At 60.0% G+C, this 24,630-nt stretch carries 21 protein-coding genes and 1 pseudogene; 18 read left to right on the top strand and 4 right to left on the bottom strand.

Annotation, left to right across the window (positions count from 1 at the left end; translation table 11 throughout):
- Positions 1 to 57: 57 nt before the first annotated feature.
- Together ABIN98_RS16130 and ABIN98_RS16125 are read right to left on the bottom strand one after the other, a co-directional pair.
- Positions 58 to 1,329: a hypothetical protein gene (locus ABIN98_RS16130; protein ID WP_346911611.1), complete on the bottom strand. Its 1,272-nt coding sequence runs from the start codon at positions 1,327 to 1,329 to the stop codon at positions 58 to 60.
- A 139-nt stretch (positions 1,330 to 1,468) separates the two neighbouring features.
- Complete coding sequence (locus ABIN98_RS16125; RefSeq protein ID WP_346911610.1) at positions 1,469 to 2,080, bottom strand: DUF1134 domain-containing protein; 612 nt, start codon at positions 2,078 to 2,080, stop codon at positions 1,469 to 1,471.
- A gap of 232 nt (positions 2,081 to 2,312) precedes the next feature.
- On the opposite strand from ABIN98_RS16125, the gene ABIN98_RS16120 reads away from it, so the two are divergent.
- The 7 genes from ABIN98_RS16120 (at position 2,313) to ABIN98_RS16090 (ending at position 9,364) form a co-directional block, all read left to right on the top strand.
- The gene (locus ABIN98_RS16120; protein ID WP_346911609.1) at positions 2,313 to 2,726 is read left to right on the top strand and encodes a YHS domain-containing (seleno)protein; all 414 of its coding nucleotides are present in this window, start codon (positions 2,313 to 2,315) and stop codon (positions 2,724 to 2,726) included.
- Between the two features lie 101 nt (positions 2,727 to 2,827).
- Positions 2,828 to 3,472 (top strand): histidine phosphotransferase ChpT, encoded by a 645-nt coding sequence (gene chpT / locus ABIN98_RS16115; RefSeq protein ID WP_346911608.1) that lies wholly within the window; start codon positions 2,828 to 2,830, stop codon positions 3,470 to 3,472.
- A gap of 133 nt (positions 3,473 to 3,605) precedes the next feature.
- Positions 3,606 to 6,374, top strand: a complete 2,769-nt coding sequence (locus tag ABIN98_RS16110) for a hybrid sensor histidine kinase/response regulator (protein ID WP_346911607.1) — start codon at positions 3,606 to 3,608, stop codon at positions 6,372 to 6,374.
- Positions 6,371 to 6,853, top strand: a complete 483-nt coding sequence (locus ABIN98_RS16105) for a chemotaxis protein CheW (RefSeq protein WP_346911605.1) — start codon at positions 6,371 to 6,373, stop codon at positions 6,851 to 6,853. The genes ABIN98_RS16110 and ABIN98_RS16105 overlap by 4 nt, the downstream gene beginning before the upstream one ends.
- A 41-nt stretch (positions 6,854 to 6,894) precedes the next feature.
- Complete coding sequence (locus tag ABIN98_RS16100; RefSeq protein WP_346911603.1) at positions 6,895 to 7,260, top strand: response regulator; 366 nt, start codon at positions 6,895 to 6,897, stop codon at positions 7,258 to 7,260.
- A 26-nt stretch (positions 7,261 to 7,286) separates the two neighbouring features.
- Positions 7,287 to 8,495, top strand: coding sequence for a chemotaxis response regulator protein-glutamate methylesterase (locus ABIN98_RS16095; RefSeq protein WP_346911601.1), 1,209 nt, complete (start codon positions 7,287 to 7,289; stop codon positions 8,493 to 8,495).
- Positions 8,492 to 9,364: a protein-glutamate O-methyltransferase CheR gene (locus ABIN98_RS16090; protein ID WP_346911599.1), complete on the top strand. Its 873-nt coding sequence runs from the start codon at positions 8,492 to 8,494 to the stop codon at positions 9,362 to 9,364. Before ABIN98_RS16095 ends, ABIN98_RS16090 begins: the two co-directional genes overlap by 4 nt.
- 208 nt (positions 9,365 to 9,572) lie before the next feature.
- On the opposite strand, the gene ctrA is transcribed toward ABIN98_RS16090, so the two are convergent.
- On the bottom strand, positions 9,573 to 10,265 hold the full coding sequence (gene ctrA / locus ABIN98_RS16085; protein ID WP_153771958.1) for a response regulator transcription factor CtrA: 693 nt from the start codon (positions 10,263 to 10,265) through the stop codon (positions 9,573 to 9,575).
- A gap of 404 nt (positions 10,266 to 10,669) precedes the next feature.
- Between ctrA and fliI the strand changes: the two are divergent.
- The 4 genes and pseudogenes from fliI (at position 10,670) to ABIN98_RS16065 (ending at position 13,679) form a co-directional block, all read left to right on the top strand.
- A pseudogene (fliI, locus tag ABIN98_RS16080) lies at positions 10,670 to 11,961 on the top strand (flagellar protein export ATPase FliI).
- Positions 11,962 to 11,989: 28 nt separating this feature from the next.
- Positions 11,990 to 12,397: a flagellar export protein FliJ gene (gene fliJ, locus ABIN98_RS16075; protein WP_346911597.1), complete on the top strand. Its 408-nt coding sequence runs from the start codon at positions 11,990 to 11,992 to the stop codon at positions 12,395 to 12,397.
- 245 nt (positions 12,398 to 12,642) lie between these two features.
- A complete protein-coding gene (locus tag ABIN98_RS16070; protein ID WP_346911596.1) occupies positions 12,643 to 13,083 on the top strand; it encodes a DsrE family protein in 441 nt (146 codons plus the stop codon).
- 125 nt (positions 13,084 to 13,208) lie between these two features.
- Positions 13,209 to 13,679, top strand: coding sequence for a paraquat-inducible protein A (locus ABIN98_RS16065; protein ID WP_346911595.1), 471 nt, complete (start codon positions 13,209 to 13,211; stop codon positions 13,677 to 13,679).
- A 26-nt stretch (positions 13,680 to 13,705) separates the two neighbouring features.
- Here the strand turns inward: ABIN98_RS16065 and ABIN98_RS16060 are convergent, their stop codons facing one another.
- Entirely contained in the window at positions 13,706 to 14,833 is a 1,128-nt protein-coding gene (locus tag ABIN98_RS16060; RefSeq protein ID WP_346911594.1) for a DUF2336 domain-containing protein, read from the bottom strand.
- Positions 14,834 to 15,102: 269 nt separating this feature from the next.
- On the opposite strand from ABIN98_RS16060, the gene ABIN98_RS16055 reads away from it, so the two are divergent.
- The 7 genes from ABIN98_RS16055 to ABIN98_RS16025 form a co-directional block, all read left to right on the top strand.
- Complete coding sequence (locus tag ABIN98_RS16055) at positions 15,103 to 17,529, top strand: mechanosensitive ion channel domain-containing protein (protein WP_346911592.1); 2,427 nt, start codon at positions 15,103 to 15,105, stop codon at positions 17,527 to 17,529.
- Between the two features lie 69 nt (positions 17,530 to 17,598).
- Positions 17,599 to 19,092 carry a glycerol kinase GlpK gene (gene glpK / locus ABIN98_RS16050; protein ID WP_346911591.1) on the top strand — a complete coding sequence of 498 codons (1,494 nt, stop codon included), beginning with the start codon at positions 17,599 to 17,601 and terminating at the stop codon, positions 19,090 to 19,092.
- Between the two features lie 308 nt (positions 19,093 to 19,400).
- Positions 19,401 to 20,999 carry an ABC transporter substrate-binding protein gene (locus ABIN98_RS16045; protein WP_346911672.1) on the top strand — a complete coding sequence of 533 codons (1,599 nt, stop codon included), beginning with the start codon at positions 19,401 to 19,403 and terminating at the stop codon, positions 20,997 to 20,999.
- A 124-nt stretch (positions 21,000 to 21,123) separates the two neighbouring features.
- Positions 21,124 to 22,131, top strand: coding sequence for an ABC transporter permease subunit (locus ABIN98_RS16040; RefSeq protein ID WP_346911590.1), 1,008 nt, complete (start codon positions 21,124 to 21,126; stop codon positions 22,129 to 22,131).
- Between the two features lie 90 nt (positions 22,132 to 22,221).
- Positions 22,222 to 23,076 carry an ABC transporter permease subunit gene (locus tag ABIN98_RS16035; protein ID WP_346911671.1) on the top strand — a complete coding sequence of 285 codons (855 nt, stop codon included), beginning with the start codon at positions 22,222 to 22,224 and terminating at the stop codon, positions 23,074 to 23,076.
- Between the two features lie 4 nt (positions 23,077 to 23,080).
- Positions 23,081 to 23,917 (top strand): ABC transporter ATP-binding protein, encoded by an 837-nt coding sequence (locus ABIN98_RS16030; RefSeq protein ID WP_346911589.1) that lies wholly within the window; start codon positions 23,081 to 23,083, stop codon positions 23,915 to 23,917.
- The coding region (locus tag ABIN98_RS16025) for an ATP-binding cassette domain-containing protein (RefSeq protein WP_346911588.1) at positions 23,917 to 24,630 on the top strand (714 nt) is incomplete at its 3' end. The genes ABIN98_RS16030 and ABIN98_RS16025, both read left to right, overlap by 1 nt.

Raw genomic sequence — 24,630 nt, 5'->3', positions numbered from 1 at the left:
GCGATCGGCCCGAAATGAGGGCAGAATAGCGCGTTGCGCTGTTCGACGGTCGAAGGTTTAAGCAACGTCCCGTTTCTTGTCCTTGGAACCGGTATTGGGTTCCTTCTCGGACTCGGTGGTGCCGGTTGGCGCAGCGTTACTGTCCGCATTTGCTTGGCTGGATTTGACGATCCGGCTGACAAGGGCGCTGACCGGTGTTTGCCCTTTGTCTTCGCTTTCTGATGTTGTCTTCCGGGCTTTTCTGGTCTTGGCTGTGCGCTCGGCTTCTGTCTCGGGCCGTTTCCGGCTGTCCGTCTTGCCTGCCGTCTTGGACGCCGCGGCTACGGCGTGTTTGTCCGTGTTTTCTGAATTTTTCGAAACAGGCCCGGCGTCGCGATCCGTAATCCGCTTGCCGAGTTCCTTGAGCTCTTCGCGCAGGCCGGCAAGTGCGGGAGTTGCGCTCAGGTCCTGGCGCAGGCGCATGATCTGGTTCTGTGCCCTGAGCAACGTCCGTTCGCGATCCCGGGTCAGGGCGGTCAGGCGCGCCTTTTCGGTTTCGGCCCATTTCAGATCGCGCTCCAGCCGTTCCACGACTTCATCGCGCGGCAGGTCGACGGTTTCGATCTGCACGGTCAGGCGCGCGACTTCCGCTTGCGCGGAAATATATTGGGTCTCGGCATCTACCAGCTGTGCTTCCAGGTCTTTCACGATTTTCTGGAGTTTGGCTGCACCGGTTTCCAGATGCATATCGACAGAGGGGATCTCTCCGCCTTCATATTTCGCCAGGCGCGCTTTCAGCGTGGAAATCTGGGATTCCAGACCGGTGATCGTGGCGAGTGCCATCGTGTCTTCCGCCGGTAGCCATCCGCCGTCGTCGGTTGATTTCGCCTTGAGAACGTCCGCTTCCGCATGAGCGGCCGCCAAAGCCTGTTCGGTCTCATGCAGCTTCTGACGGATGGATTCCAATTCCGCCCGCAGCTCCGCCTGTCGACCCTCGGTCTTTTTCCTGTCCTCGTTTTCGAATTCCTGACGAAGACCCTTGAGTTCGGCTTCGCGTTTCGACTTTTCCTTGATCAGTTCGGCGGCCAGCTTGCCGGCTTCCAGGCGGAAGGTCACGGCATTTTCCCGTTCCTTCTCCAAGGCCCGTTCCACTTTCCGGAGCGCAAGGGCATGCTGGGCGCGTTCGTGATCCTGAGCACCACGGACTTCCGCGTAGGTGGACGGATTGACGGCTTTCATGGCTTCCTGGGTGAGCCGGACCGCACGCCTGTAGACAGCAGGCAGGATCGCCAGGCCAAGCAGCGTGGCTGTAAAAAACCCGAGTGCACCATACATTGCCGCTTCGATCACGACCGGCTCCAGATCACTTGCAGGACTTCAAATCACAGTGCATCAATAAACGACGCGATGACGGAGGGCAACGATTTGCACCGTTGTCCGCCGGGTCCCCTGCGTCATTTTCAGAGGGAAACCGATTCATGCCTTCCGGTCAGAACGGGTTCCATGTGGGCTTGTCGGTGAATTTCAGATAGCCGATATTCACGCCCAGACGGGCTCCGACACCGGACTTGATCGGGACCACGAAAACTTCGTTGTTGGACAGAACGGTCATGCCGACACCGCCGACAAGGTAGGCGGATCCGTTGATGCCGATGTATCGTTTGTATATGGCATCCACGGTCGGCAGGTTGTAGATCAGCATCATCACCCGGTCGCCGTTGCCGCCAAAATCCCATCCGATGGACGGTCCCTGCCAGAAGACCTTATGCGTGCCCGCGTTTCGGGTATAAAGCTGGCCTTCGCCATAGCGGGCTCCGGCGACGATCGCGCCCGCACCTTCCTCACCGAGAATATAGCCGTTCGGTTCACCGTATTTGGAAAAGGCCTTTTCCACGACCGAGGCGAGACCGCCCGAAACGGATCCGAAAAACTTGTGCCCGGTGGCGACGACCTGGTCCTGTCCGTAGGTCTGCTCCGGCGGCTGAGCGTGCGCCTGGCCGATGTCCGTGGTGACGGGAAGCCGCGGTAGTGCGAGAACCGCACCGAAAACCATGATGGCTGCCAGGCTCTGCAGGATCTTGATTTTGGGCATTGCTGACATGGAAGGCTTTCTCCTCAAAGGAACAGGACGGGTCTGCAGGTGCGCCCTGCGATAAACCGGGATCGTTCTTTGCCGGTGCTATAGTGTCTGCGCTGTGCGAGTGATTCGCCAGTAAAGACAGCCAAACGCATAGTCCGGGCAAATGCAAAACTGGAGTGGAAATAGGTCGAGGGTAAGGCTCACGCTCTTTTGTCTCGCAGCTTTCTGCCTGGGAGCCGGACTTTTCGGTGGAATGGAGCAGGGCAACGCGCGTCCACCGCTATTCGTGCCCGATCCGATCGCGGGATACGCGATTGGCGGCAACGACCCGGTTTCCTATTTCGTCGATAATCGCCCGCGCCTGGGAAGCCGGAAATTCTCCTACAAATGGGGAGGCGCCGAGTGGGTGTTCGTCAACCAGGGAAACCTGGCGGCATTCAGGAAAAACCCTGAAACATACGCCCCGTTGTTTGCCGCGTGCGGCGCTTATGCCCTGAGCAGTGGCTTCGCCACGTCCGGAAACCCGTTCATATTCGCCATCGTCGGCAGAAAGCTGGTTTTCTTCCATTCGGAGGTCAACCGGTTCCTTTTTCTCGTCAATGGCGGGCAATTGCTGAAGGACGCGGAAGCAAATGCACAGAAAACTGGCTGTGTTGCGAGCCGGTGAATTTGTCTGCGGCTTGGCATTGATGCCTGTCGTGTGTATCCCTTGAAAACACAGTTAACGAATCATTTGGCATCAGTTCGCCGAAAGAGCCTTGGATAGCCATGCCCGAACTTAAAGAACTTTCCGCGCTTGACCTGTCTGCCCTTGTTGCCAGCCGGGTGTGTCACGACATCATCAGCCCGGTCGGTGCCATCACCAACGGGCTTGAGGTCCTGGACGAGGAAGGATCGGAGGACATGCGCGAGTTCGCCATGGACCTGATCCGGAAAAGCGCTCGCCAGGCGTCGGCGAAACTCCAGTTTGCGCGCCTTGCCTTCGGCGCGGCCGGTTCAGCCGGGGCGGAGATCGACATGGGCGATGCGCAGGTTGTCGCGACCGGGTTCATGGAAAACGAGAAGTCCGACCTGGTCTGGGAAGTGCAGCGGCACCTGATGCCGAAGAATTTCGTCAAACTTCTGCTAAATCTTATCCTGATCGCTAACCAGTGCGTGCCGCGCGGCGGTGAAATCAAGGTCGAAATGGAGGGCGAGCCGTCCGCTCCTTCCTTCACCCTGACCGCAAAAGGCCTCAACCCGCGTATTCCGCTGGGCATGAAGGAAACGCTGTCTGGAGAAGAGCCCGAACGGATCGATGCCCATTCGGTGCAGCCGATTTACGCGCTTTTGCTCGCCCGGGAAAGCGGGATGAAGCTTGATATCGATAAAGATGAGGACCTTGTAAAAATTACGGCCTCCATGAAAATATAAAATATAGAAAGAAAAACTCTTTTTGCGCTTCAGCGTATCTTAACTGTTTCGCCTCACCCTTTCGACATGGACATAACGGTCCAGCCGCCTCTTCGAGGTGCGGAACCAGTAACCAGTCGGGTGAGAGCAGGCCATGGACGACCTCCTCAGGGAATTTATTACTGAGACCAATGAAAGTCTCGACGTTGTCGACGTTGAACTTGTCAAATTCGAGCAAGAACCAAACAACGCGACAATTCTCGATAACATCTTCCGCCTCGTGCACACGATTAAGGGCACATGCGGCTTCCTGGGGCTCCCTCGACTGGAAGGCATCGCTCACGCTGCCGAGACACTGATGGGCAAGTTCCGTGACGGAGCTCCCGTCACGCAAGAGGCCGTGTCGATCATCCTGACGTCGATTGATCGGATCAAGGAAATCCTTGCCGATCTCGAAGCGGCGGAAGGCGAGGAACCGCAAGGTGACGACAGCGATCTGATTTCCGAAATGGAACGCATGTCGACCAATGCGGATACCGGGGGTGCAGCTGCAAGCGGCGCAGAAGCCGAGGCGGAAGCGCCGGAAGAGGAAGCTGCCGGCGATATTTTGCCGGAGCAGAGCCTGGAACGCCCCCTGCGCCCCGGCGAGGTTTCTCTCGACGAACTGGAGCGGGCCTTCCGCGAAACCGAAGTCGAGGCGGAAGCCGCAGCGGATCCGGTCGCAGAAGAGGCTGTTGAAGAGGCAGCTCCGGTTGCTGCGGCTTCTCCGGCCAAGGAGAAGGCTGCCGCTAAGAGTGCCGGCAAGGCCAAGGCTGACGGCGACAAGAAATCCTCCGGCGGTTCGTCCGTTTCCAACCAGTCCATTCGCGTTGCGGTCGATACACTCGAGCACCTGATGACCATGGTGTCCGAACTGGTGCTGACGCGGAACCAGCTTCTGGAAATCGTCCGCCGTCACGAAGACAGCGAATTCAAGGTTCCTCTGCAGCGGCTTTCGAACGTTACCGCCGAACTGCAGGAAGGCGTCATGGCGACGCGCATGCAGCCGATCGGCAACGCGTGGCAGAAGCTGCCGCGTATCGTGCGTGACCTGTCCCAGGAACTGGAAAAGCCGATCGAACTCGAAATGATCGGCGCGGATACCGAACTGGATCGCCAGGTCCTTGAAATGATCAAGGATCCGCTGACCCACATGGTCCGCAACTCGGCCGACCACGGCCTGGAAATGCCGGCGGACCGCAAGGCTGCAGGTAAGCATGAAAAGGGTACCATTACCCTTGCCGCTTACCATGAAGGCGGTCACATCATCATCGAAGTCCGCGACGACGGTAAAGGTCTCGACGTCAGCAAGATCAAGTCCAAGGTGCTTGAGCGCGGGCTGGCGACCGAAGCCGAATTCGACAAGATGTCGGATGCGCAGATCCACAAGTTCATCTTCGCTGCCGGTTTCTCCACCGCGGCAGAGGTGACCAGCGTTTCCGGCCGTGGCGTCGGCATGGATGTGGTGCGCAACAACATCGAAATCATTGGTGGTACGGTCGATCTTCGCTCGACACCGGGCAAGGGCACGACCTTCACCATCAAGATCCCGCTGACGCTGGCCATCGTTTCGACCCTGATCGTGGAAGCCAGCGGCGACCGGTTTGCGATCCCGCAGCTCTCGGTTGTTGAGCTGGTGCGGGTCCAGACGAATTCCGAACACCGGATCGAGCGGATCAAGGACACCCCGGTTCTGCGTCTGCGCAACAAGCTTCTGCCGCTGGTGCATCTGTCCCAGCTGCTCGGCATCTACGAAGGCGAAGACGTCGAGAATGCGATCGATGCGGACAACGGCTTCATCGTGGTCATGCAGGTCGGCAGCCAGACCTTCGGTGTCGTGGTGGACGGCGTCTTCCACACCGAGGAAATCGTGGTCAAGCCCATGTCCACGATGCTGCGCAACCTGACCATGTTCTCCGGAAACACCATTCTCGGTGACGGCTCGGTGATCATGATCATTGACCCGAACGGAGTGGCCAGCGCCATGGCAAGCCATGCCTCCAGTGCTGTTTCGGAACAGGCCGAAGAAGAAGAAGCGGAAGATCTGGCGAAGAGGGCGCATACCAATCAGTCGTCGATTTCGCTGCTTCTCTTCCGTGCCGGTGCGCCGGAGCCCAAGGCAGTCCCGCTTTCGCTGGTTACCCGCCTGGAAGAGTTCGAGGTCTCCAAGATCGAGCGCTCCAACGGACGGGATCTGGTTCAGTACCGCGGCGCGCTCATGCCGCTCGTCTATGTCACCGACGGCGATCAGCACAAGGTCGAAGGCACCCAGCCGATGCTGGTGTTCTCCGACAGCGGCCGGTCCATGGGCCTCGTCGTCGACGAAATCGTCGACATCGTCGAGGACCGCATGAACATCGAGGTCGGGTCCGAACGCCCGGGTGTTCTCGGCTCTGCGGTGATCAAGGAACGCGCGACGGAAATCATCGACCTCGGCTACTACCTGCCGCAGGCCTTCGAAGACTGGTTCATGCGCAAGGAAATGGACATCGAAGCGCTGACCAAGAAGGTCCTGTTCGTCGACGACTCCGCATTCTTCCGCAACATGCTGACGCCTGTTCTGAAGGCTGCCGGCTACGATGTCACGACCTGCGACAGCGCGAGCCACGCCTTCGAGCTGCTTGAAAACGGCGCGAAGTTCCATGCGGTTGTCAGCGATATCGAAATGCCGCAAATCAACGGCTTCGAGTTCTGCGAAGCGCTTCGGCGCGATCCGCGGTTCCGGAACATTCCGGTCCTGGCCCTGTCGGCCATGGTTACGCCGGCCTCCATCGAGCGCGGCCGTCAGGCGGGCTTCGACGACTACGTCGCGAAGTTCGACCGTCCGGGCCTGATCGCAGCCCTGAAAGATGTGTTTTCCGGTGAGATGGGAGTAGCAGCATGACTGTGCTGGAAAAACAAGTCACCACTGGCAGTGACAGCATCCAGTATGTCACCGTGGTCATCGGCGGACAGCTGTTCGGCCTGCCGATTTCCCAGGTGCATGACGTGTTCGTGCCCGAGAGCGTCACCCGTGTGCCGCTTTCGGCGCCCGAAGTGGCCGGCGTTCTCAATCTGCGCGGCCGGATCGTGACGGCCATCGATATGCGCCGCCGGCTGCATCTGCCGCCCCTGAAGGAAGGGCAGATGATGGCCGTCGGGATCGAGTACAAGCACGAGAGTTACGGCCTGATGATCGACTCGGTCGGCGAAGTCCTGACCTTGCCGGTCGCCTCGACCGAGGCGAATCCGTCAAATCTCGACAAGCGCTGGGCCGAAATTTCCGGTGGTGTGCATCGGCTTGAAGGCAGGCTCATGGTCATTCTGGATGTCGATCGCCTGTTGGGCGCAATGTTCACCGAACAGCCGTTGGTTGCTGCATAACCTTGTGATCGACCGGCTGGTCGAAAGTGGAGTTAAACCTGATGAAACAGTGCCTTGTAGTTGACGATTCAAGCGTCATCCGGAAGGTCGCCCGCAGAATTCTGGAAGACCTGAACTTTCAGATCACGGAAGCGGAAGATGGCCAGCAGGCGCTGGACGAATGCCGCAAGACCATGCCGGACGCGATCCTGCTGGATTGGAACATGCCCGTCATGGACGGACTTGAATTCCTGACGAGCCTGCGTGGTGAAGAAGGCGGCGAAAAGCCGATCGTCGTTTTCTGTACGACCGAAAACGACGTAGCGCATATCGCTCGTGCAATTCGTGCCGGCGCCAACGAGTACATCATGAAGCCTTTCGACCGCGAGATCGTGGAAGCGAAGTTTCAGGAAGTTGGCCTCATCTAACAGTATCGTGCGTTCGGGTTTAGTAGATGGCATTTGCGCAAAAGACCTCCGCTCCGGGGGCAAGCCAGGATAGCGATCCCATCCGGGTGATGGTGGTCGATGACGCGGTGGTCATCCGTGGGCTTTTGACCCGCTGGCTGGATGATGCTCCCGGGATGACCGTTGTCAGCTCGCAGCGGAACGGAAAGCTTGCGGTGGACGACATCCTGAAGAGCAACCCGGACGTGGTTGTTCTCGATATCGAGATGCCGGAAATGGACGGCATGACCGCCCTGCCGCTGATGCTTGCGAAAAAGCGGGACCTCGTCGTCATCATGGCGTCGACGCTGACCCGCCGGAACGCCGAAATCAGCTTGAAAGCCCTGTCCCTGGGCGCTGCCGATTACGTGCCGAAACCGGAGTCGACCTCCGAGGTAACGACGTCGGTGGATTTCCGCCGTGAACTTATCGACAAGGTCAAGGCGCTCGGACTTCGGGCCAGACGTTTGCGCGGTCCCGCGCACCGAATGCGGGCCGAAACGACGGCCGGACGCACCGCCGCACCGGCCCCGGCAAGTCGGCTTCCCGATACGCGTGAGGCGTTTCGCGGCGCAGCCAGGCCGGCTGCTCCGGCAGCGCCGGCGTTCAAGATGCGCCCTTATTCCGCCGCGAAGCCGCGCATCCTGGCCATCGGGTCATCCACCGGTGGTCCGCAGGCTCTGCAGGTGGTCATGAAGGCGATCGGAACGTCGATCCAGGATGTGCCGGTGGTGATCACCCAGCACATGCCGCCGACCTTTACCGCGATCCTGGCGGAACATGTCGGCAAGGCCGCCCTGCGCCCGGCGGCGGAGGGCAAGGACGGCGATGTGTTGCAGCCCGGTCATATTTACGTCGCTCCGGGCGGGAAGCACATGGTGCTGGAAAAGGATGCCGGCGCGGTCAAAATCCGCTTGAACGACAATCCGCCCGTCAATTTCTGCAAGCCGGCGGTCGATCCCCTGTTCGACAGCGTGGCAAAGATCTACGGCTCCGCGACCCTGGGTCTCATCCTGACCGGCATGGGCCACGATGGCGCGGACGGGGTGCGCACGATTGCCGCCGGCGGCGGCAGCATCATCACCCAGGATGAAGCGTCCAGTGTTGTCTGGGGCATGCCCGGCGCTGCCGCCCAAACCGGAATGTGCAGCGATGTTCTGCCGCTTTCGGAGATTGGGCCGAAAATCAGCCGCGTACTCAAAGGGAATACCAGATGACACCGGGTGAGTTCGAGTTCCTGAAAAAATTCCTGAAAGAACGCTCCGGTCTGGTCCTGTCGAACGACAAGCAGTACCTGGTCGAGAGCCGTCTTTTGCCGATTGCCCGCAGTTCCAAGCTGGAAACGCTGAGCGCCGTGATCGGCGTGTTGCAGAAGGGCACGAACAAGGCGCTTGAGACGGATGTCATCGAAGCGATGACGACCAACGAGTCCTTCTTCTTCCGCGACAAGACGCCGTTCGATCACTTCAACGAGACGATGCTGCCCGGCCTTCTGGAGCGGCGCGCAAAGACGCGGCAGATCAAGATCTGGTGTGCGGCGGCTTCGACCGGCCAGGAGCCCTATTCCCTGGGTATCTGCCTGAAGGAAGCGCAGTCCAAGGTCGCCGGATGGCGGATGCGGATCCTCGGAACCGACCTCTCCAACGAGGTGCTGGACAAGGCCAAGGCCGGTCTTTACAGCCAGTTCGAGGTGCAGCGCGGCCTACCGATCCAGATGCTCCTGAAGTATTTCGATCAGAAGGGCGACATGTGGCAGATCAATGCCGGGCTGCGCGCCATGGTCGAATGGAAAAAGCTCAACCTTCTGGACAGTTTCTCGCATCTGGGCGAGTTCGATATCGTCTTCTGCCGGAACGTTCTGATCTACTTCGACCAGCAGACGAAATCCGAAATCCTCGGACGGATCGCCAAAAACCTTCCGGAAGACGGGTATCTGGTTCTCGGCGCCGCCGAAACGGTCGTCGGTCTGACCGATGCCTTCAAGCCGGTTCCCGGCAAACGCGGATTGTTCCAGCGCAACGTCGCTGCCAAGACGGCAACCAGCGCGGCGCCCAGGACCTTTGCCACGGCGAGCCTCCAGCGCTGAGCGGAACCTCCGGTAGGTTTTCAGAAGTAAACAGTTCGAATGGCGGCCTGCGGGCCGCCATTTTTTTACCCGGTTGCCTTTTTACCCGGCAGTCGTGTTTTCGTCGTGCTTCCGCGACAACAAAAAACCCCGCCGTGATAGGCGGGGTTTCGAAATTCGTGACGGCACAGGTTGCCAGGAAGCGAATGCTTCCGAAGCAAATGTTCCTTTAGGCGGCCTGTTCGACTTCCGGTTCGCGCAGCACGTAGCCGCGGCCCCAGACGGTTTCGATGTAGTTCTTGCCGGAGGTGGCCGCTGCCAGCTTCTTGCGCAGCTTGCAGATGAACACGTCGATGATCTTCAGTTCCGGCTCGTCCATACCGCCATAGAGGTGGTTGAGGAACATTTCCTTGGTGAGCGTCGTTCCCTTGCGCAGGGAAAGCAGCTCCAGCATCTGGTATTCCTTGCCGGTCAGATGCACGCGCTGGCCGCCGACCTCGACGGTCTTGGTGTCCAGGTTGACCTTGAGGTCGCCGGTAACGATGACCGACTGGGCATGTCCCTTGGAGCGGCGAACAATGGCGTGGATCCGGGCGACCAGCTCGTCCTTGTGGAACGGCTTGGTCATGTAGTCGTCGGCGCCGAAGCCGAGACCGCGAACCTTGTCTTCGATGCCGGCGTTGCCCGAAAGGATCAGGATCGGTGTCTTGACCTTCGAAACACGCAGTGTGCGCAGGACCTCGTATCCGGACATGTCCGGAAGATTCAGGTCGAGCATAATAATGTCGTAATCGTACAGCTTGCCGAGGTCTATTCCTTCCTCGCCAAGATCTGTCGTGTAGACGTTGAAGTTCTCGGATTTGAGCATCAGCTCGATGCTCTGCGCAGTCGCGCTGTCATCCTCAATCAACAATACACGCATGCCAATCCCCTTTTGTTGCCTTTCCTGGGCAAGTCGCAACGGCTCTGTCGGTGCCTGCTACGAAGGACTGTGTTAACCCCGACTCAAAGCTAGAGATCAATGGTTAACAAATTCTGATTCATAGCGGCAAGCTCTATAAAAACGAATCTGTGAAAAACACCCAAGATCTTGAATCCCCGTAAAAAATCGGGTTTCCGGATACTTAAAGTTTCACTTTAGGAAATCGGTGTACGCGACTCCATTCAGACTCATTTCCACAAAGCCCTTGAACTTCGAAATGGCGCTCGCCTCTCGGCGTTCCAAACGTTAACATTAAGCAGAGACGTAAACGATCCGTTACCAAACTCGTTAACTCCTGAAAGGAATTTGAATTGAAGTCGCTTTTTGCCGACATCGATTCGCTTATGCCGACCGAAATTTACGGTCGGGTGGTCGCCGTTCAGGGCCTTCTCGTGGAAATCGCCGGGCCGATTCACGAGATGAGCGTGGGCTCGCGGCTCATGATCGATAGTGGCGAGGACAATCCGAAAGTTCCAGCCGAGGTCGTCGGGTTCCGGGAGGGGCATGCCCTGTGCATGCCGTTTTCCGGTCTCGAAGGCGTGCGCATGGGCTGCAAGGCCGTCATCAGCTCCCGGGACAGCGTCGTTCATCCGTCGAATGCCTGGCTTGGCCGTGTTGTGAACGCCATGGGCGAGCCGATCGACGGCAAGGGCGACCTTCCCGGAGGCGAAACGCCTCGCAAATTGCGAAGTTCACCACCTCCTGCGTCCGAGCGGGCCAGGGTCGGGCCGCCTCTCGACCTGGGGGTCCGCGCGCTCAATACCTTCGTGACCTGCTGCGAAGGCCAGCGCATGGGTATTTTCGCCGGCTCCGGTGTCGGCAAGTCGGTGCTCATGTCCATGCTGGCCCGCAATACGAAATGCGATGTCGCGGTCATCGGCCTGATCGGCGAGCGTGGCCGGGAAGTGCAGGAATTCATCGAGGACGATCTGGGCGAGGAGGGCCTTGCCCGCTCGGTGGTGATCGTGGCGACATCGGACGAAAGCGTGCTGATGCGCCGCCAGGCGGCCTATCTGTCCATGACGGTGGCCGAACATTTCCGCGACGAAGGCGAAAACGTGTTGTGCATGATGGATTCCGTCACGCGTTTCGCCATGGCCCAGCGGGAGATCGGCCTGTCCATCGGCGAGCCGCCGACGTCCAAGGGGTATACACCGACGGTCTTCACCGAATTGCCGCGTCTCCTGGAGCGGGCCGGCCCGGGCTGAATGGGTCCGGTTCGATCACCGGGCTGTTCACCGTTCTGGTGGAAGGCGACAACCACAACGAGCCGGTGGCGGATGCGGTGCGCGGTATTCTCGACGGACACGTGGTCATGGAGCGTGCGATTGCCGAACGCGGGCGCTATCCGGCGATCAATGTGCTAAAGTCGGTGTCCAGAACCATGCCGCGCTGCGTGCCGGAGGAGCATCTGCCGGTTCTGCGCAAGGCGAAGCAGCTCTTGTCCACCTATACGGACATGGAAGAACTCATTCGCCTGGGCGCCTATCGCAAGGGCTCCGACCCAGGCGTCGACGAGGCGATCCGGCGATTTGAACCGATGGAGACCTTTCTGAATCAGGGCAAGGACGAATCCACGTCTCTAGAAGAAGGTTATTTTCAACTTGCCAACCTTTTGGAAATGACTCCGGATTAGGATGCTCCTGTTAGGGGAGTATTGAGTAATGAAAACCCGAGACAGTCTCATTCGCCTGAAGCGGTTTCAGGTCGATGACAAACGGCGACAACTGACCCAGATCGAGTCGATGATCGCCGAATTCAACAGAATGGCAGACGAGCTGGATGAACAAATCCGCGCGGAGCAGGAACGCGTGGGTATCACGGATGTGAGCCATTTCGCCTACCCGACGTTTGCGAAGGCTGCCGCCACGCGGCGCGACAACCTGAAAAATTCGGCCCACGAACTGGACGATCAGCTGGAGCGCGCGCGCGAAGAACTGGCGGAAGCGATTGAAGAGCTGAAGAAATTCGAGCAGCTCGAGGAACGCGACCAGCAACGCGAACGCACCGCCCAGGAAATGGCGGAACAGGAAGAACTCGACGAAATCGCAGGCCGGGCCCGCGCCCGCTGATCTGGTCTGCGAACACTGACACTGCCGCTTGATCGGGTGCCGTATCGAACGGTGCCTGGCGGGCGCAGAGCGGACAGGTACAACCTGTTTACGTCCTCTGGCACGTAAAAACGCACAATATTTTTCATATATCACAAAATTCTGATGTATTTTGTCGCACCTCCTATGGTTTAATACGTAGGCTCCGTTCTGCGATGGGCGGGCCAATAATTATGCACGTCAACGTGCTTCGGGAGGAAACGAATATGAAATTTTTGGCAGGTCTTTTCCTGGTTCTTTCGGCAATGCTCTTGCCGAATGCTGCATCCGCGGCGGCATCATCTCATAAAGTGGCCATTCACGTGGACCAGAACGATCCCCAGGTCATGAACATGGCGCTGAACAACGCCAAGAACCTTGCGGCCTATTATTCCGAAAAGGGTGAGGATGTGGCCATCGAACTCGTGACCTACGGGCCCGGGCTGATGATGCTCCGTGAAGACAAGAGCCCGGTTAAGGACCGCATTTCGACCATGGCGCTGGAATTGCCGAACATCACCTTCTCGGCCTGCAACAATACCATCAAAGGCATGACCAAGAAGGAAGGCCATGAGATCAAGCTCATCAGCGAGGCCGGTGTCGTGCCTTCGGGCGTGGTGCGCCTGATGGAACTGCAGGAGCAGGGGTATGCCTACGTCCGGCCCTGACGGCCCGGACCGGCGCAAGCCTGAGGCATGTGCCTGACCGGATTGCGTTTCAGATATCTCCGATAAGACGGGGCGGCTGCCGGTGCGGCCGCCCCGTCTGTCTTTTGCGCGCCGTTCCTGTATGAATGCCGTTCAAATTCGAAAACAATTACTACATAGGTCCCATGCGCCTGATCATCGCCCTGTTGCTGCCGGTTTCCACCTTCTCTTTCGCCCTGGGGCTCACGCTGCCCCTGATGCGGTTTGAGCGGTTGTATTTTCTGGAGGACCGGCCGTCCCTGATCGAGATCGTGCAGACATTGTGGAAAGACGGGGATCCGTGGCTGGCCGCCCTGATCGGCGCCTTTTCTATCGGGTTTCCGGCCGTAAAGATCCTGCTGACCCATATGGCGGCCATAAAGGGCGGCAAGGGGCGCTCGCTCGTGATGCTGTCGGCGGTCAGCAAGTGGTCGATGCTCGATGTGATGCTGGTGGCACTGGTGATGTTTGCGGCAAAGACGAGCAGTCTTGCTGATGCCGCGGTTCTGCCCGGGCTCTGGTTCTATGCCGCAGCAACGCTGTCGACCGCCCTGGCGGCCTTTCTCTGCAACCGCTAAAGCCTTCGGCCTTTCAGGCCGTCGGTCTATAAAACGGCCAGCCGCCTGGCTCTTTGGGCCGCGGATTTGTCACGCCCGACAGCGGTCTTGCGGCGCCGTTTCGCGGCAAATCCGGCATGGGGTTCTTCGGGGTAGCCCCGCAGGCCGAGCAAGGCCTCGGAATAGACCGTGATCCAGTCATCGGCCTGGGAATCCGGAATGCGCAGATGCCGGCAGCGGGTATGGGCGAGCAACGCGAATGTGTCCGGGCGGAGTTTCAGATGCAGGGCGGTTTCGATGACCGTATCGGAAATGCCCTTGTAGACCGCGTTGCGCAGGTCCGCCGGGGATTGCTTGGTCAATATCGCCAGCAATTCGGTGACATGGGACAAGCGGTTGTCCTGCAGGAGTAGGATCACAAGGTCGTTCAGGTCGATATGCGCCTTTTCGGCCAGCTGCCAGAGTTTGCGCATGTCTGATGTATCGAGCCCAGGTCCGAAATCACGGCGGATCTGCTTGAACCTGGCAATCTGGCTGAGTGTTTCGTCGGACAGGGCGCCGTTGATGATGTCGCGCAGCCTGTTCTGCGTCGCTTCATTGACATAGGGAAGCATCTGTTCGCGCAGGCGGTGGGTCAGATCCTTGCGCAGCACAAGGTCTTCGCGCAGGACGACATCGTCGATCGACTTCCTGACCAGGGTCTGCAGGGCCAGACGAGAGAGACGGATATCGCGGTTGCTCGCCAGGATCCGCCTGATCGGTTTCGTGCTCCGCTTGAGGAGGGCGTCGGACACTTCGTAGCCGAGGTCGCATCGCCTTGCGATGAACTCCAGATGTTTGTCGCTGACCCGGCGGGCGAGCTCAAGCAGGTGTTCCTGAGTGAAGCATCCGCCATGAAGCAGCATCGGACTGGCTACCTCGAGTTCGTCTTCGGCCAGTTTCATGGCCAGGTTCACCGGAGCGCGGGCGTGGGAGGCGAGGCGCTTCGACAGCCGGGCGCGTCCCTCCGCCGGCACCGTGGCATAGAGCAGGAGGGCGATCTCGGCGAACAGGCGCAGTTCATCGTCTGTCCGGGCGTCGATATTGCTGAATATCGCGTCCGCAATGCCGAGCACCAGTTCGGCATGCGCTTCAGGCGTATTTGTTTTTGCCAGCTTTAAAAGCGACTCGGACATATTTCCCCCAATAACTGAGAGAGCATGCACCAAACACTATTATATCCGGGTTACGAAACATGTTGAACAAACGGTAAAGCCCTGGTTCGTGCATTTGGGAACCATTTGGATGGATTGGACGTATTGAAAGCACAGTCCCTTCTTGCGACCCTGCATCTTCAGCGGGGCGATTTTGGTTCATGTCGCGTATCAAATCCTGATAAGCAGCAAATGCCGCAGGGGAATTGGTATGAGCCGCCCGTAACGAGAATAAACGACCGGATGATGTAATGAACGTCTTGATGCGCTGCCTGGCAGTCTCGCTTGTTTGTCTCTTTGGAACGATTGCCCAAGCCCAGGAAACGGCGCCTTCAAATGCGGCTCCCGCGGCTCCAGCTGCCCCTGCCGCCTCAACCCCTGGGACGACACAGGTTCCAAGCACTGCGACGGCTCCCGCCACCGTCGATTCGGCTGCCGATGCGCTGGCCAGGTTGCTGGAAGATCCGAAAGGCCGGGCGGCGCTGGTTGATCTGATCCGAAAGCAGAATCAGGGCGGCCAGCCGGCGTCCGGAACCCAGGCTACGGGCCAGACCGCGGCCGTCCCGGCTCCCGCAAGTGAGGCGGGGGCGCAGCCCACGACCGACGCGACGGATGCCGCCGCGCAAGCCTCCCAGGATTCGGAAACCGCGGCGCCCGACAATTTCGCGGTTCGGCTCGGCGAATACACCAAGCTGATTGCCGATGACGCCAGTGCGCTGGTTCTGCGCGTGGCCCATTCCTTTCGGGGTGTGGCGCTGCTTGTGAACGGCGACATTCAGATCCGGTGGGACCGGGCCCGGGTTGCCGGCCTGGAAGTCGTCATCGTGTTGAGTGCGGCCATGTTGTTGTTCTGGGTCGGGCAAAAGCTGCTGACCTATCTGTTCCACCGCCAGGAAATCCGGGCCCGGTACGGCACATGGGCTCAGCGGGCGGTCATTCTGTTGGCGACGACGATCGTTGATGCAGCGACAGTCGTCGTCGGTTGGGGTGCCGGATACGCAGCCGCGCTTATCGAGTTCGGGATGCTGGATCACGGCGTGTCGCTTCTGGAGAGCCTTGCGTTGAATGCCTTCCTGGTGACAGGCCTGACAAAGGTCGGCTTGAGATTCTTCTTCGCGCCCGCGCGCCGGGAACTCAGGCTTTTCCCGTTTAGCGACCGGTCGGCGTCCTATTGGAGCCGGCGCCTCGGTTTTGTCGTTGCGCTGATGGGATACGGCATCATGCTCGGCGTCCCCGTGGCCAATCTGGCAGTCTCCTTCGTAATCGGCAACGCGGTGCGGGCGCTGGTCGTGATCCTGTCCGCCCTGATGTTGTTCTGGCTGATCCATCGCAACAGGCGTGCGGTGTCGGACGGTCTCTCGACCTACGCCGATCAGATGCCGGGCGCCTTCGGCAAGCGGGCCATGAAGATCCTCTCCCGGATCTGGCATATCTGCGCGAATCTTTACGTGTTGCTGGTTTTCGGCCTTTGGCTGACCAGTCCGTTCAACGCGGTGGCAATCGCCATGCGGGCGACAGTCCTGTCCATCCTGACGATCATGGCAGGGACGGCTGTCACGCTGATCATGACGAAGGCGATCACCGGAGGCATTCGGCTGCCGGACGAGCTGAAAAAGAGCCTTCCCGCGCTGCAGGGCAGGATCAACGCCTTCGTGCCGCGCCTTCTGAAGTTGTTGCGGATCTTCGTTTTCCTGGTGACGCTTCTGTTGCTGCTGGAAATCTGGGGTTTCATTGACATCGTCGGCTGGCTGCAGAGCGCGCAGGGGATCTCCATCATCGGCAGTTTCAGCTCGGCTTTCCTCGTCGTGGTGATCGCCTTCGTGGTCTGGCTGGCGATGATGTCCTGGATCGATTTGCGCCTGCGCGAACAGGCCGGTTATGTGGTGACCGCGCGGGTGCGGACGCTGTTCCAGCTTTTCCGGAATGCCTTCACGGTGCTGGTCATCGTCATGGCGGCGCTGCTCGCCCTGTCCGAGATCGGGGTGGATATCGGTCCCCTGATCGCCGGTGCCGGTGTCGTCGGTCTGGCCATCTCCTTCGGTGCCCAGACCCTGGTGAAAGACATCATCACCGGGGCCTTCATCCAGATCGAAAACGCCATCAACGAGGGGGATGTGGTGACGGTCGGCGGCGTGACCGGTGTCGTGGAACGGCTGACCGTCCGCTCCGTCCGCTTGCGCGATCTCGACGGGACCAGCCATATCGTGCCGTTCTCCTCGGTCGATACGGTGTCCAACTTCATGCGGGATTTCTCCTATCATGTCGCGGTCATCGGGGTTGCCTATGACACCGATGTCCGGCGGGCGAAAGCGGCACTCGAAGAGGCATTCCAGCGTCTGCAGAAGACCGAATACAGCAGCAAGATCATCGGTGACCTGGAAATGCACGGGGTCACCAATTTCGGCGACAGCGCGATCGATATTCGGGCCCGCATCAAGACAACACCGGGGGATCAATGGGGCGTCGGCCGGGCCTACAACGAATATGTCAAGGACGTCTTCGACGAGTGGGGCATCGAGATTCCGTTCCCGCAGGTGACCTATCACGCAGCCGGAGCCGGGGCACCGCCGACCACTTCGAAAAAGCCGCTGGCCGGCGTCCACAATGACGAGGACGGGGAAGGGGACGGAGCCGGAGAAGGCGCGGGCGGATATTCGACGTCTTCATCGGATGAGTAAAAGAATGAGGGAAACCTGCCGGCCGGTTTCACGTGCAGACAGGTTTGACGTGCAAGCGGGAGGTGTAGCGTGACGGGCGCAGTCTTGTCGATCGATCAGGGGACGACGTCCAGCCGGGCCATCGTCTTCGGTCCCGATTTCGTGCCGCTTGCCATCGGGCAGCAGGAATTTCCGCAGCACTTCCCGAAGTCGGGTTGGGTGGAGCACGATCCGGACGATATCTGGACCTCGACGATTGCCGTTTGCCGGGAGGCGCTCGAAAAATCCGGGCTGGGCCCTGCGGATATCGCGGCGGTCGGCATCACCAACCAGCGGGAAACGACCGTCGTCTGGGACCGGACGACAGGACGGCCCGTCTACAACGCCATCGTCTGGCAGGACCGGCGGACGGCCGATCTGTGCGCCCGGTTGCGCGATGAAGGCCTGGAGCCGGCGTTCACTGCGAAGACCGGCCTTCTGCTGGATCCTTATTTTTCCGGCACGAAGATCGCCTGGATTCTGGACAACGTGGACGGCGCCAGGGAAAGGGCGGAGCGGGGCGAGCTCGCCTTCGGGACCGTCGACAGCTGGCTGATCTGGAACCTGACCGGCGGCAAGGTCCATGTCACCGACGCGACGAATGCGTCGCGGACGCTGATCTACAACATCCACGACAATGCCTGGGACGAGGACCTGTGCCGCATGCTCGGGGTCCCGGTTTTCATGCTGCCGGAGGTCAAGGACTGTTCGGCCGATTTCGGCGTGACCGAGGCGTCATTTCTGGGGGCGCCGCTACCGATCCTCGGGGTGGCCGGCGACCAGCAGGCGGCCACCGTCGGCCAGGCCTGCTTCGAGCCGGGCATGGTGAAGTCCACCTATGGCACCGGCTGTTTTTCGGTGATGAATACCGGCACCGAGGCGGTCGTTTCCCGTAACCGGTTGCTGACCACGATTGCCTATCGTTTGGACGGCAGGACGACCTATGCCCTGGAAGGCTCGATCTTCGTGGCGGGGGCCGCCGTCCAGTGGATGCGCGACGGCTTGGGCATCATCGCCAATGCCGCGGACACCCAGGCGCTGGCCGAATCCGCCGATCCTCATCAGCAGGTTTATATGGTGCCGGCCTTTGTCGGTCTCGGTGCGCCCTATTGGGATGCGGAGGCGCGCGGAGCCTTGTTCGGTCTGACCCGTTCGACCGGTCCTAAGGAAATCGCCCGCGCGGTTCTGGAGAGCGTCGGGTACCAGACATGCGATCTTCTTGACGCGAAACATGCCGACTGGAGCGGAACAGAAGAGACCGTGCTCAGGGTCGATGGCGGCATGACTGCCTCGGACTGGACCATGCAGTTTCTTGCCGACATCCGGGGGGCGCCGGTCGACCGGCCGAAAGTGATCGAAACGACGGCACTCGGAGCTGCCTGGCTTGCCGGCTACAAGGCCGGGATCTGGCCCGACCAGAAGGAATTTGCAGCGCGCTGGCAATTGGACAAAAGATTTTCCCCGCGCATGCCGTCTGAAGAGCGGGAAAAACTCCTCGCCGGATGGCGCGATGCAGTGCGCCGGACCCGGTCGCACCCGGTTTAATCCTCCGTTACGTCAATTTTATTCAGGCGGCAGGTTGCAGTGTTTTCAAAGGGTTATGCAGGTTGAACGGGAAGGGGCTACCCTAGGGAATGTCCTTCCGTGTTTAACAAGTTAAGTGGTTTTTAAATTACGTCAGTATGACTTACTCAACGGTATTTTTTCTCATTTGTAGCAAAATAAGAAATATTTTGCCGGTTGATTTCATTTGAAAATCGGGCCTTATTTTGCGCTTCGGCGGGCCGACAGTTTCGCACGATCCCAACGATGCGTGGTCCGCTTCTTCACTTAGGGGAGAACAGTTTATGAAAATGCGTAAAACCCTGAAGGCCACTCTTTTGGGTGCCAGCCTTGCCGTAGTGGCGGCAACCGGCGCATCCGCAAAGACGCTGGTTTATTGCTCAGAAGGGTCTCCGGAAGGTTTTGATCCGGCTCTTTACACCGCAGGCACCACATTCGATGCGTCTTCCAAGCCGATCTACAACCGGCTCGTGGAATTCAAGCGCGGCACGACGGAAGTTCAGCCGGGCCTGGCCGAGAGCTGGGACGTGTCCGAAGACGGTCTTGAATACACTTTCCATCTGCGCAAAGGCGTGAAGTTCCACACCACGAGCTTCTTTACGCCGACCCGCGACTTCAACGCCGACGACGTGATCTTTTCCTTCGAGCGTCAGCTCAAGAAGGACAGCCCGTGGCACGAATACACTGCCGGCGCCGCCTGGGAATACTTCAACGGCATGTCCATGCCGGACCTGATCAAGAACATCGTCAAGGTTGATGATTACACGGTAAAGTTCGAGCTGAACCGTCCGGAAGCGCCGATGATGGCGAATCTGGGCATGGATTTCGCGTCGATCTTCTCCAAGGAATACGCCGACCAGCTCGACAAGGACGGCAAGAAGGACATGCTGAACCAGGAACCGGTCGGCACCGGTCCGTTCTCCTTCGTCGGTTACCAGAAGGACGCGGTTATCCGCTATCAGGGCTTTGCCGACTACTGGGGCGGCAAACAGCCGGTCGACAACCTGATCTTCGCCATCACGCCGGACGCTTCGGTGCGTCTGCAGAAGCTGAAGGCTGGCGAGTGCCATGTCATGCCGTATCCGGCTCCGGCGGACATCGCCGACATCAAGGCCGACAGCAACCTGACCATGATGGAACAGCAGGGCCTGAACGTGGGCTATCTCGCCTACAACACCAAGGTGGCTCCGTTCGACAAGGCTGAAGTGCGCAAGGCGCTGAACCATGCCATCAACAAACAGGCCATTCTCGACGCCGTCTTCCAGGGCTCGGGTGTTGCCGCCAAGAACCCGATCCCGCCGACCATGTGGTCCTATAACAACGCCATCGAGGACGACGCCTACGATCCGGAACTGGCCAAGAAGATGCTGGCCGATGCGGGCGTGGCCGATCTTTCCATGAAGATCTGGGCGATGCCGGTGCAGCGTCCGTACAATCCGAACGCACGGCGCATGGCCGAAGTGATCCAGGCAGACTTCGACAAGATCGGCGTCAAGGTCGAGATCGTCTCCTACGAGTGGGGCGAGTATCTGTCGCGCTCCAAGGATGTCGATCGTGACGGCGCGGTCCTGCTGGGCTGGACCGGTGACAACGGCGACCCGGACAACTTCCTGGCCGTTCTTCTCGGCTGTGACGGCGTCGGCGGTTCCAACCGTGCGCAGTGGTGCAACGACGACTTCGAAGCCCTGATCCAGAAGGCCAAGGTCGTTTCCGACAAGGCGGAGCGCACCAAGCTCTACGAACAGGCCCAGGTCGTGTTCAAGGAACAGGCGCCGTGGGCAACCATCGCCCATTCGACCGTGTTCATGCCGATGTCGAGCAAGGTGACGGGCTACGTCATGGATCCCCTCGGCGGTCACTGGTTCGACGGCGTCGACATCGCCGAATAAGGACCTTCACCAACACAGGACGCCGGCGGTTTCCGCCGGCGTCCTTCCATGTTCAGGCCGGTGACGTTTCGGGCTAAAGTTAAAGCCCGAATTTCCGCCGGTTGGAGTAACCTGGACCTCAAACATGTTTCGCTTTCTTCTGGGCCGCCTCGGCCTTCTGATCCCGACCTTCTTCGGCGTGACGCTGGTTGCTTTCAGCTTCATCCGGTTGCTGCCGGGAGACCCGGTCGACCTTTTGGCCGGGGAGCGGGGTGTCAGCCCTGAACGCAAGGCCGAGATCCTGGCACAGCTCGGCTTCGACAAGCCGTTGTGGCAGCAGTATCTCGACTATGTCGTCAACATCTTCCACGGCGATCTCGGGGTTTCCTTCGTCTCCAAGAAGCCGGTGGTAGCCGAATTCTTCACCCTGTTTCCGGCAACCGCCGAACTGTCCCTGTGCGCGATCATCATCGCCGTTGCACTCGGGATCCCGGCAGGGATCTTCGCCGCCGTGAAGCGCGGCTCGGTCGCCGACCAGGCGATTATGGGCACAGCGCTGGTGGGTTACTCCATGCCGATCTTCTGGTGGGGGCTGCTGCTGATCATCCTGTTTTCCGGCATTCTGCAGTGGACGCCGGTGTCGGGCCGGATCTCGCTGATGTTCTTCTTTCCCCAGGTGACCGGCTTCATGCTGATCGACAGCCTGCTTTCCGGCGAAAAGGGGGCCTTCGCCTCCGCCGTGAGCCACCTGATCCTGCCATCGATCGTGCTCGCCACCATTCCGCTGGCCGTGATCGCGCGCCAGACGCGCTCCGCCATGCTGGAGGTGCTGGGTGAGGACTTCGTGCGCACGGCACGGGCCAAGGGGCTGCCGCCGCGCCGGGTGATCGGTCTTCATGCCTTGCGCAACGCGCTGATCCCGGTCGTGACCACCATCGGTCTTCAGGTCGGTGTGCTTCTGGCCGGTGCGATCCTGACGGAAACGATCTTTTCCTGGCCGGGCATTGGCAAGTGGCTCGTCGACAGCATTTCGCGCCGGGACTATTTCGTGGTCCAGGGCGGGCTGCTGCTGATCGCGGGCATCGTCATGATGGTCAATCTGATCGTCGATGTGCTCTACGGGCTGATCAACCCGCGCATTCGCTATAACTGAGCCAGGGAGCAGAACATGACAAAGACCTCCCCGGCAAATACGGCCGCCGCCGAGACGCTCAAGAGCGAAAGCCGCAACGCGACCAGGGCGATGCTCGCCGAGTTCTGGTACTACTTTTCCCAGAACAAGGGCGCAGTGATCGGTCTGGTGATCTTCGCGCTTCTGGTGCTGATGGCGGTCTTCGCGCCGCTGATCGCGCCGCATAATCCGGACTTCCAGTATCGCGACAGCTTCCTGACGCCTCCGTTCTGGGAAGAAGGCGGCAAGGCTACCTTCCTGCTCGGCACCGATGCGGTCGGCCGCGATATCCTGTCCCGGCTTATCTTCGGTGCCCGGTTTTCGCTGTTCATCGGTGTGGTCGTGGTCACGATCGCGCTGACCGGCGGCATCGTTATCGGCCTCATCGCCGGTTACATGCGCGGCGCTGTCGACACGCTGATCATGCGGGTGATGGATATCATCCTGTCGTTCCCGTCGCTGCTGCTTGCGCTGGTTCTGGTGGCGATCCTCGGGCCGGGGCTAACCAACGCGATGATCGCGATCGCCATCGTGCTGCAGCCGCATTTCGTCCGCCTGACCCGTGCGGCGGTTCTGTCCGAACGCAACCGCGACTATGTGGTCGCCGCAAGGGTGGCGGGCGCCGGACATTTCAGACTGATGTTCAAGACCATCCTGCCGAACTGCCTGGCGCCGCTGATCGTGCAGGCGACCCTGTCCTTCTCCAACGCGATCCTGGATGCGGCGGCCCTCGGCTTCCTCGGAATGGGTGCCCAGCCGCCGACGCCCGAATGGGGCACCATGCTGGCCGAGGCACGCGAGTTCATCCTGCGCGCCTGGTGGGTGGTGACCTTCCCGGGTCTTGCCATCCTGATCACGGTGCTCGCCATCAATCTGGTCGGCGACGGCCTGCGCGATGCGCTCGATCCGAAGCTGAAGAGGAGCTGAGCCGATGCCGCTTCTTGAAATCCGCAACCTGAAGGTCGAGTTCGACACCGCCAAGGGACCGTTCAAGGCGCTCGACGGCATCGACTACACGGTCGATGCGGGCGAGGTGCTCGCGATCGTCGGCGAATCCGGGTCGGGCAAGTCCGTCGCCATGCTGGCGACCATGGGACTGCTGCCGGACAGCGCCACGATCACCGCCGACAAGATGGAGTTCGAGGGCCGGGATCTGAGAACCCTGTCGGCGAAGGAACGGCGCAAGGTGATCGGCAAGGATATCTCCATGATCTTCCAGGAGCCGATCGCCAGCCTCAATCCGTGTTTCACGGTCGGGTTCCAGCTCGGCGAGACGCTGAAAACCCACACCAGCCTGAACGGTAGGCAACGGAAGGAACGGGTGCTCGAGCTCATGCGCGCGGTCGGCATTCCCGATCCGGAAGGGCGTCTTGGCGCCTTCCCGCATCAGATGTCCGGCGGCCAGTGCCAGCGGGTCATGATCGCCATGGCGATCGCCTGTTCGCCCAAGCTGCTGATTGCCGACGAGCCGACCACCGCGCTCGACGTGACCATCCAGAAGCAGATCCTCGATCTCCTGGTGAAGCTGCAGCAGGACAGCGGCATGGGGCTGATCATGATCACCCATGACATGGGCGTCGTCGCCGAGACCGCGGACCGGGTGATCGTCCAGTACAAGGGGCGCAAGATGGAAGAGGCCGATGTGCTGAGCCTGTTCGAAAACCCGCAGCATGCCTATACGCGCGCGCTCCTGTCGGCCCTGCCGGAAAATGCCACCGGCGACCGTCTGCCGACGGTCAGCGATTTCGCGGAAGCAGGAGGATTCTGATGAGTGAACCCATTCTGAAAGTCCGCGATCTCTACCGGACCTATGACATTGCCGGCGGCCTGTTCCGAAAGGCGTCCACGCTGACCGCGGTCAAGGGCGTGAGCTTCGACGTGGCGCGCGGCTCGACGCTGGCGGTGGTCGGCGAAAGCGGCTGCGGCAAGTCCACCCTGGCGCGCATGCTGACCATGATCGATGCCCAGTCTTCGGGATCAATAGAGATCGACGGTCTGCCGATCGATATTTCCAGGACCGGCATTTCGAAGGCCATGCGCCAGAAGGTGCAGATCGTGTTCCAGAACCCCTACGGTTCGCTCAATCCGCGCCAGAAGATCGGCGACGTCCTGGAAGAGCCGTTGTTGCTGAACACGGACATGGGCGCTGCCGAGCGGCGCGACATGGCGCTGGAAATGCTGCAGAAGGTGGGCCTCCAGCCGGAACATTACGGTCGCTACCCGCACATGTTCTCCGGCGGCCAGCGCCAGCGTATCGCGATTGCGCGCGCAATCATCATGAAGCCCAAGCTGCTGGTGCTCGACGAGCCGGTGTCCGCGCTCGATCTCTCCGTCCAGGCGCAGATCCTCAATCTGCTTGCCGATCTCCAGGACGAGATGGGCCTGACCTACGTCTTCATCAGCCACGACCTGTCGGTGGTGCGCTACATCGCCGACAAGGTGATGGTGATGTACTTCGGCGAAGTGGTGGAATACGGCACA

The organism is uncultured Roseibium sp. (assembly GCF_963675095.2).
Taxonomy (GTDB): Bacteria; Pseudomonadota; Alphaproteobacteria; order Rhizobiales; family Stappiaceae; genus Roseibium.
Note: the sequence above shows the minus strand (reverse complement) of the source record. Positions and strands in the feature narration are given on the sequence as shown.

What these genes read in the sequence shown, in the direction of transcription:
- ABIN98_RS16125 (WP_346911610.1), bottom strand. Translation starts at nt 2,080, where the DNA reads ATGTCAGCAATGCCCAAAATCAAGATCCTGCAGAGCCTGGCAGCCATC.
- ABIN98_RS16120 (WP_346911609.1), top strand. Translation starts at nt 2,313, where the DNA reads ATGGAGCAGGGCAACGCGCGTCCACCGCTATTCGTGCCCGATCCGATC.
- chpT (WP_346911608.1), top strand. Translation starts at nt 2,828, where the DNA reads ATGCCCGAACTTAAAGAACTTTCCGCGCTTGACCTGTCTGCCCTTGTT.
- ABIN98_RS16110 (WP_346911607.1), top strand. Translation starts at nt 3,606, where the DNA reads ATGGACGACCTCCTCAGGGAATTTATTACTGAGACCAATGAAAGTCTC.
- ABIN98_RS16105 (WP_346911605.1), top strand. Translation starts at nt 6,371, where the DNA reads ATGACTGTGCTGGAAAAACAAGTCACCACTGGCAGTGACAGCATCCAG.
- ABIN98_RS16100 (WP_346911603.1), top strand. Translation starts at nt 6,895, where the DNA reads ATGAAACAGTGCCTTGTAGTTGACGATTCAAGCGTCATCCGGAAGGTC.
- ABIN98_RS16095 (WP_346911601.1), top strand. Translation starts at nt 7,287, where the DNA reads ATGGCATTTGCGCAAAAGACCTCCGCTCCGGGGGCAAGCCAGGATAGC.
- ABIN98_RS16090 (WP_346911599.1), top strand. Translation starts at nt 8,492, where the DNA reads ATGACACCGGGTGAGTTCGAGTTCCTGAAAAAATTCCTGAAAGAACGC.
- ctrA (WP_153771958.1), bottom strand. Translation starts at nt 10,265, where the DNA reads ATGCGTGTATTGTTGATTGAGGATGACAGCGCGACTGCGCAGAGCATC.
- fliJ (WP_346911597.1), top strand. Translation starts at nt 11,990, where the DNA reads ATGAAAACCCGAGACAGTCTCATTCGCCTGAAGCGGTTTCAGGTCGAT.
- ABIN98_RS16070 (WP_346911596.1), top strand. Translation starts at nt 12,643, where the DNA reads ATGAAATTTTTGGCAGGTCTTTTCCTGGTTCTTTCGGCAATGCTCTTG.
- ABIN98_RS16065 (WP_346911595.1), top strand. Translation starts at nt 13,209, where the DNA reads ATGCCGTTCAAATTCGAAAACAATTACTACATAGGTCCCATGCGCCTG.
- ABIN98_RS16060 (WP_346911594.1), bottom strand. Translation starts at nt 14,833, where the DNA reads ATGTCCGAGTCGCTTTTAAAGCTGGCAAAAACAAATACGCCTGAAGCG.
- ABIN98_RS16055 (WP_346911592.1), top strand. Translation starts at nt 15,103, where the DNA reads ATGAACGTCTTGATGCGCTGCCTGGCAGTCTCGCTTGTTTGTCTCTTT.
- ABIN98_RS16045 (WP_346911672.1), top strand. Translation starts at nt 19,401, where the DNA reads ATGCGTAAAACCCTGAAGGCCACTCTTTTGGGTGCCAGCCTTGCCGTA.
- ABIN98_RS16040 (WP_346911590.1), top strand. Translation starts at nt 21,124, where the DNA reads ATGTTTCGCTTTCTTCTGGGCCGCCTCGGCCTTCTGATCCCGACCTTC.
- ABIN98_RS16035 (WP_346911671.1), top strand. Translation starts at nt 22,222, where the DNA reads ATGCTCGCCGAGTTCTGGTACTACTTTTCCCAGAACAAGGGCGCAGTG.
- ABIN98_RS16030 (WP_346911589.1), top strand. Translation starts at nt 23,081, where the DNA reads ATGCCGCTTCTTGAAATCCGCAACCTGAAGGTCGAGTTCGACACCGCC.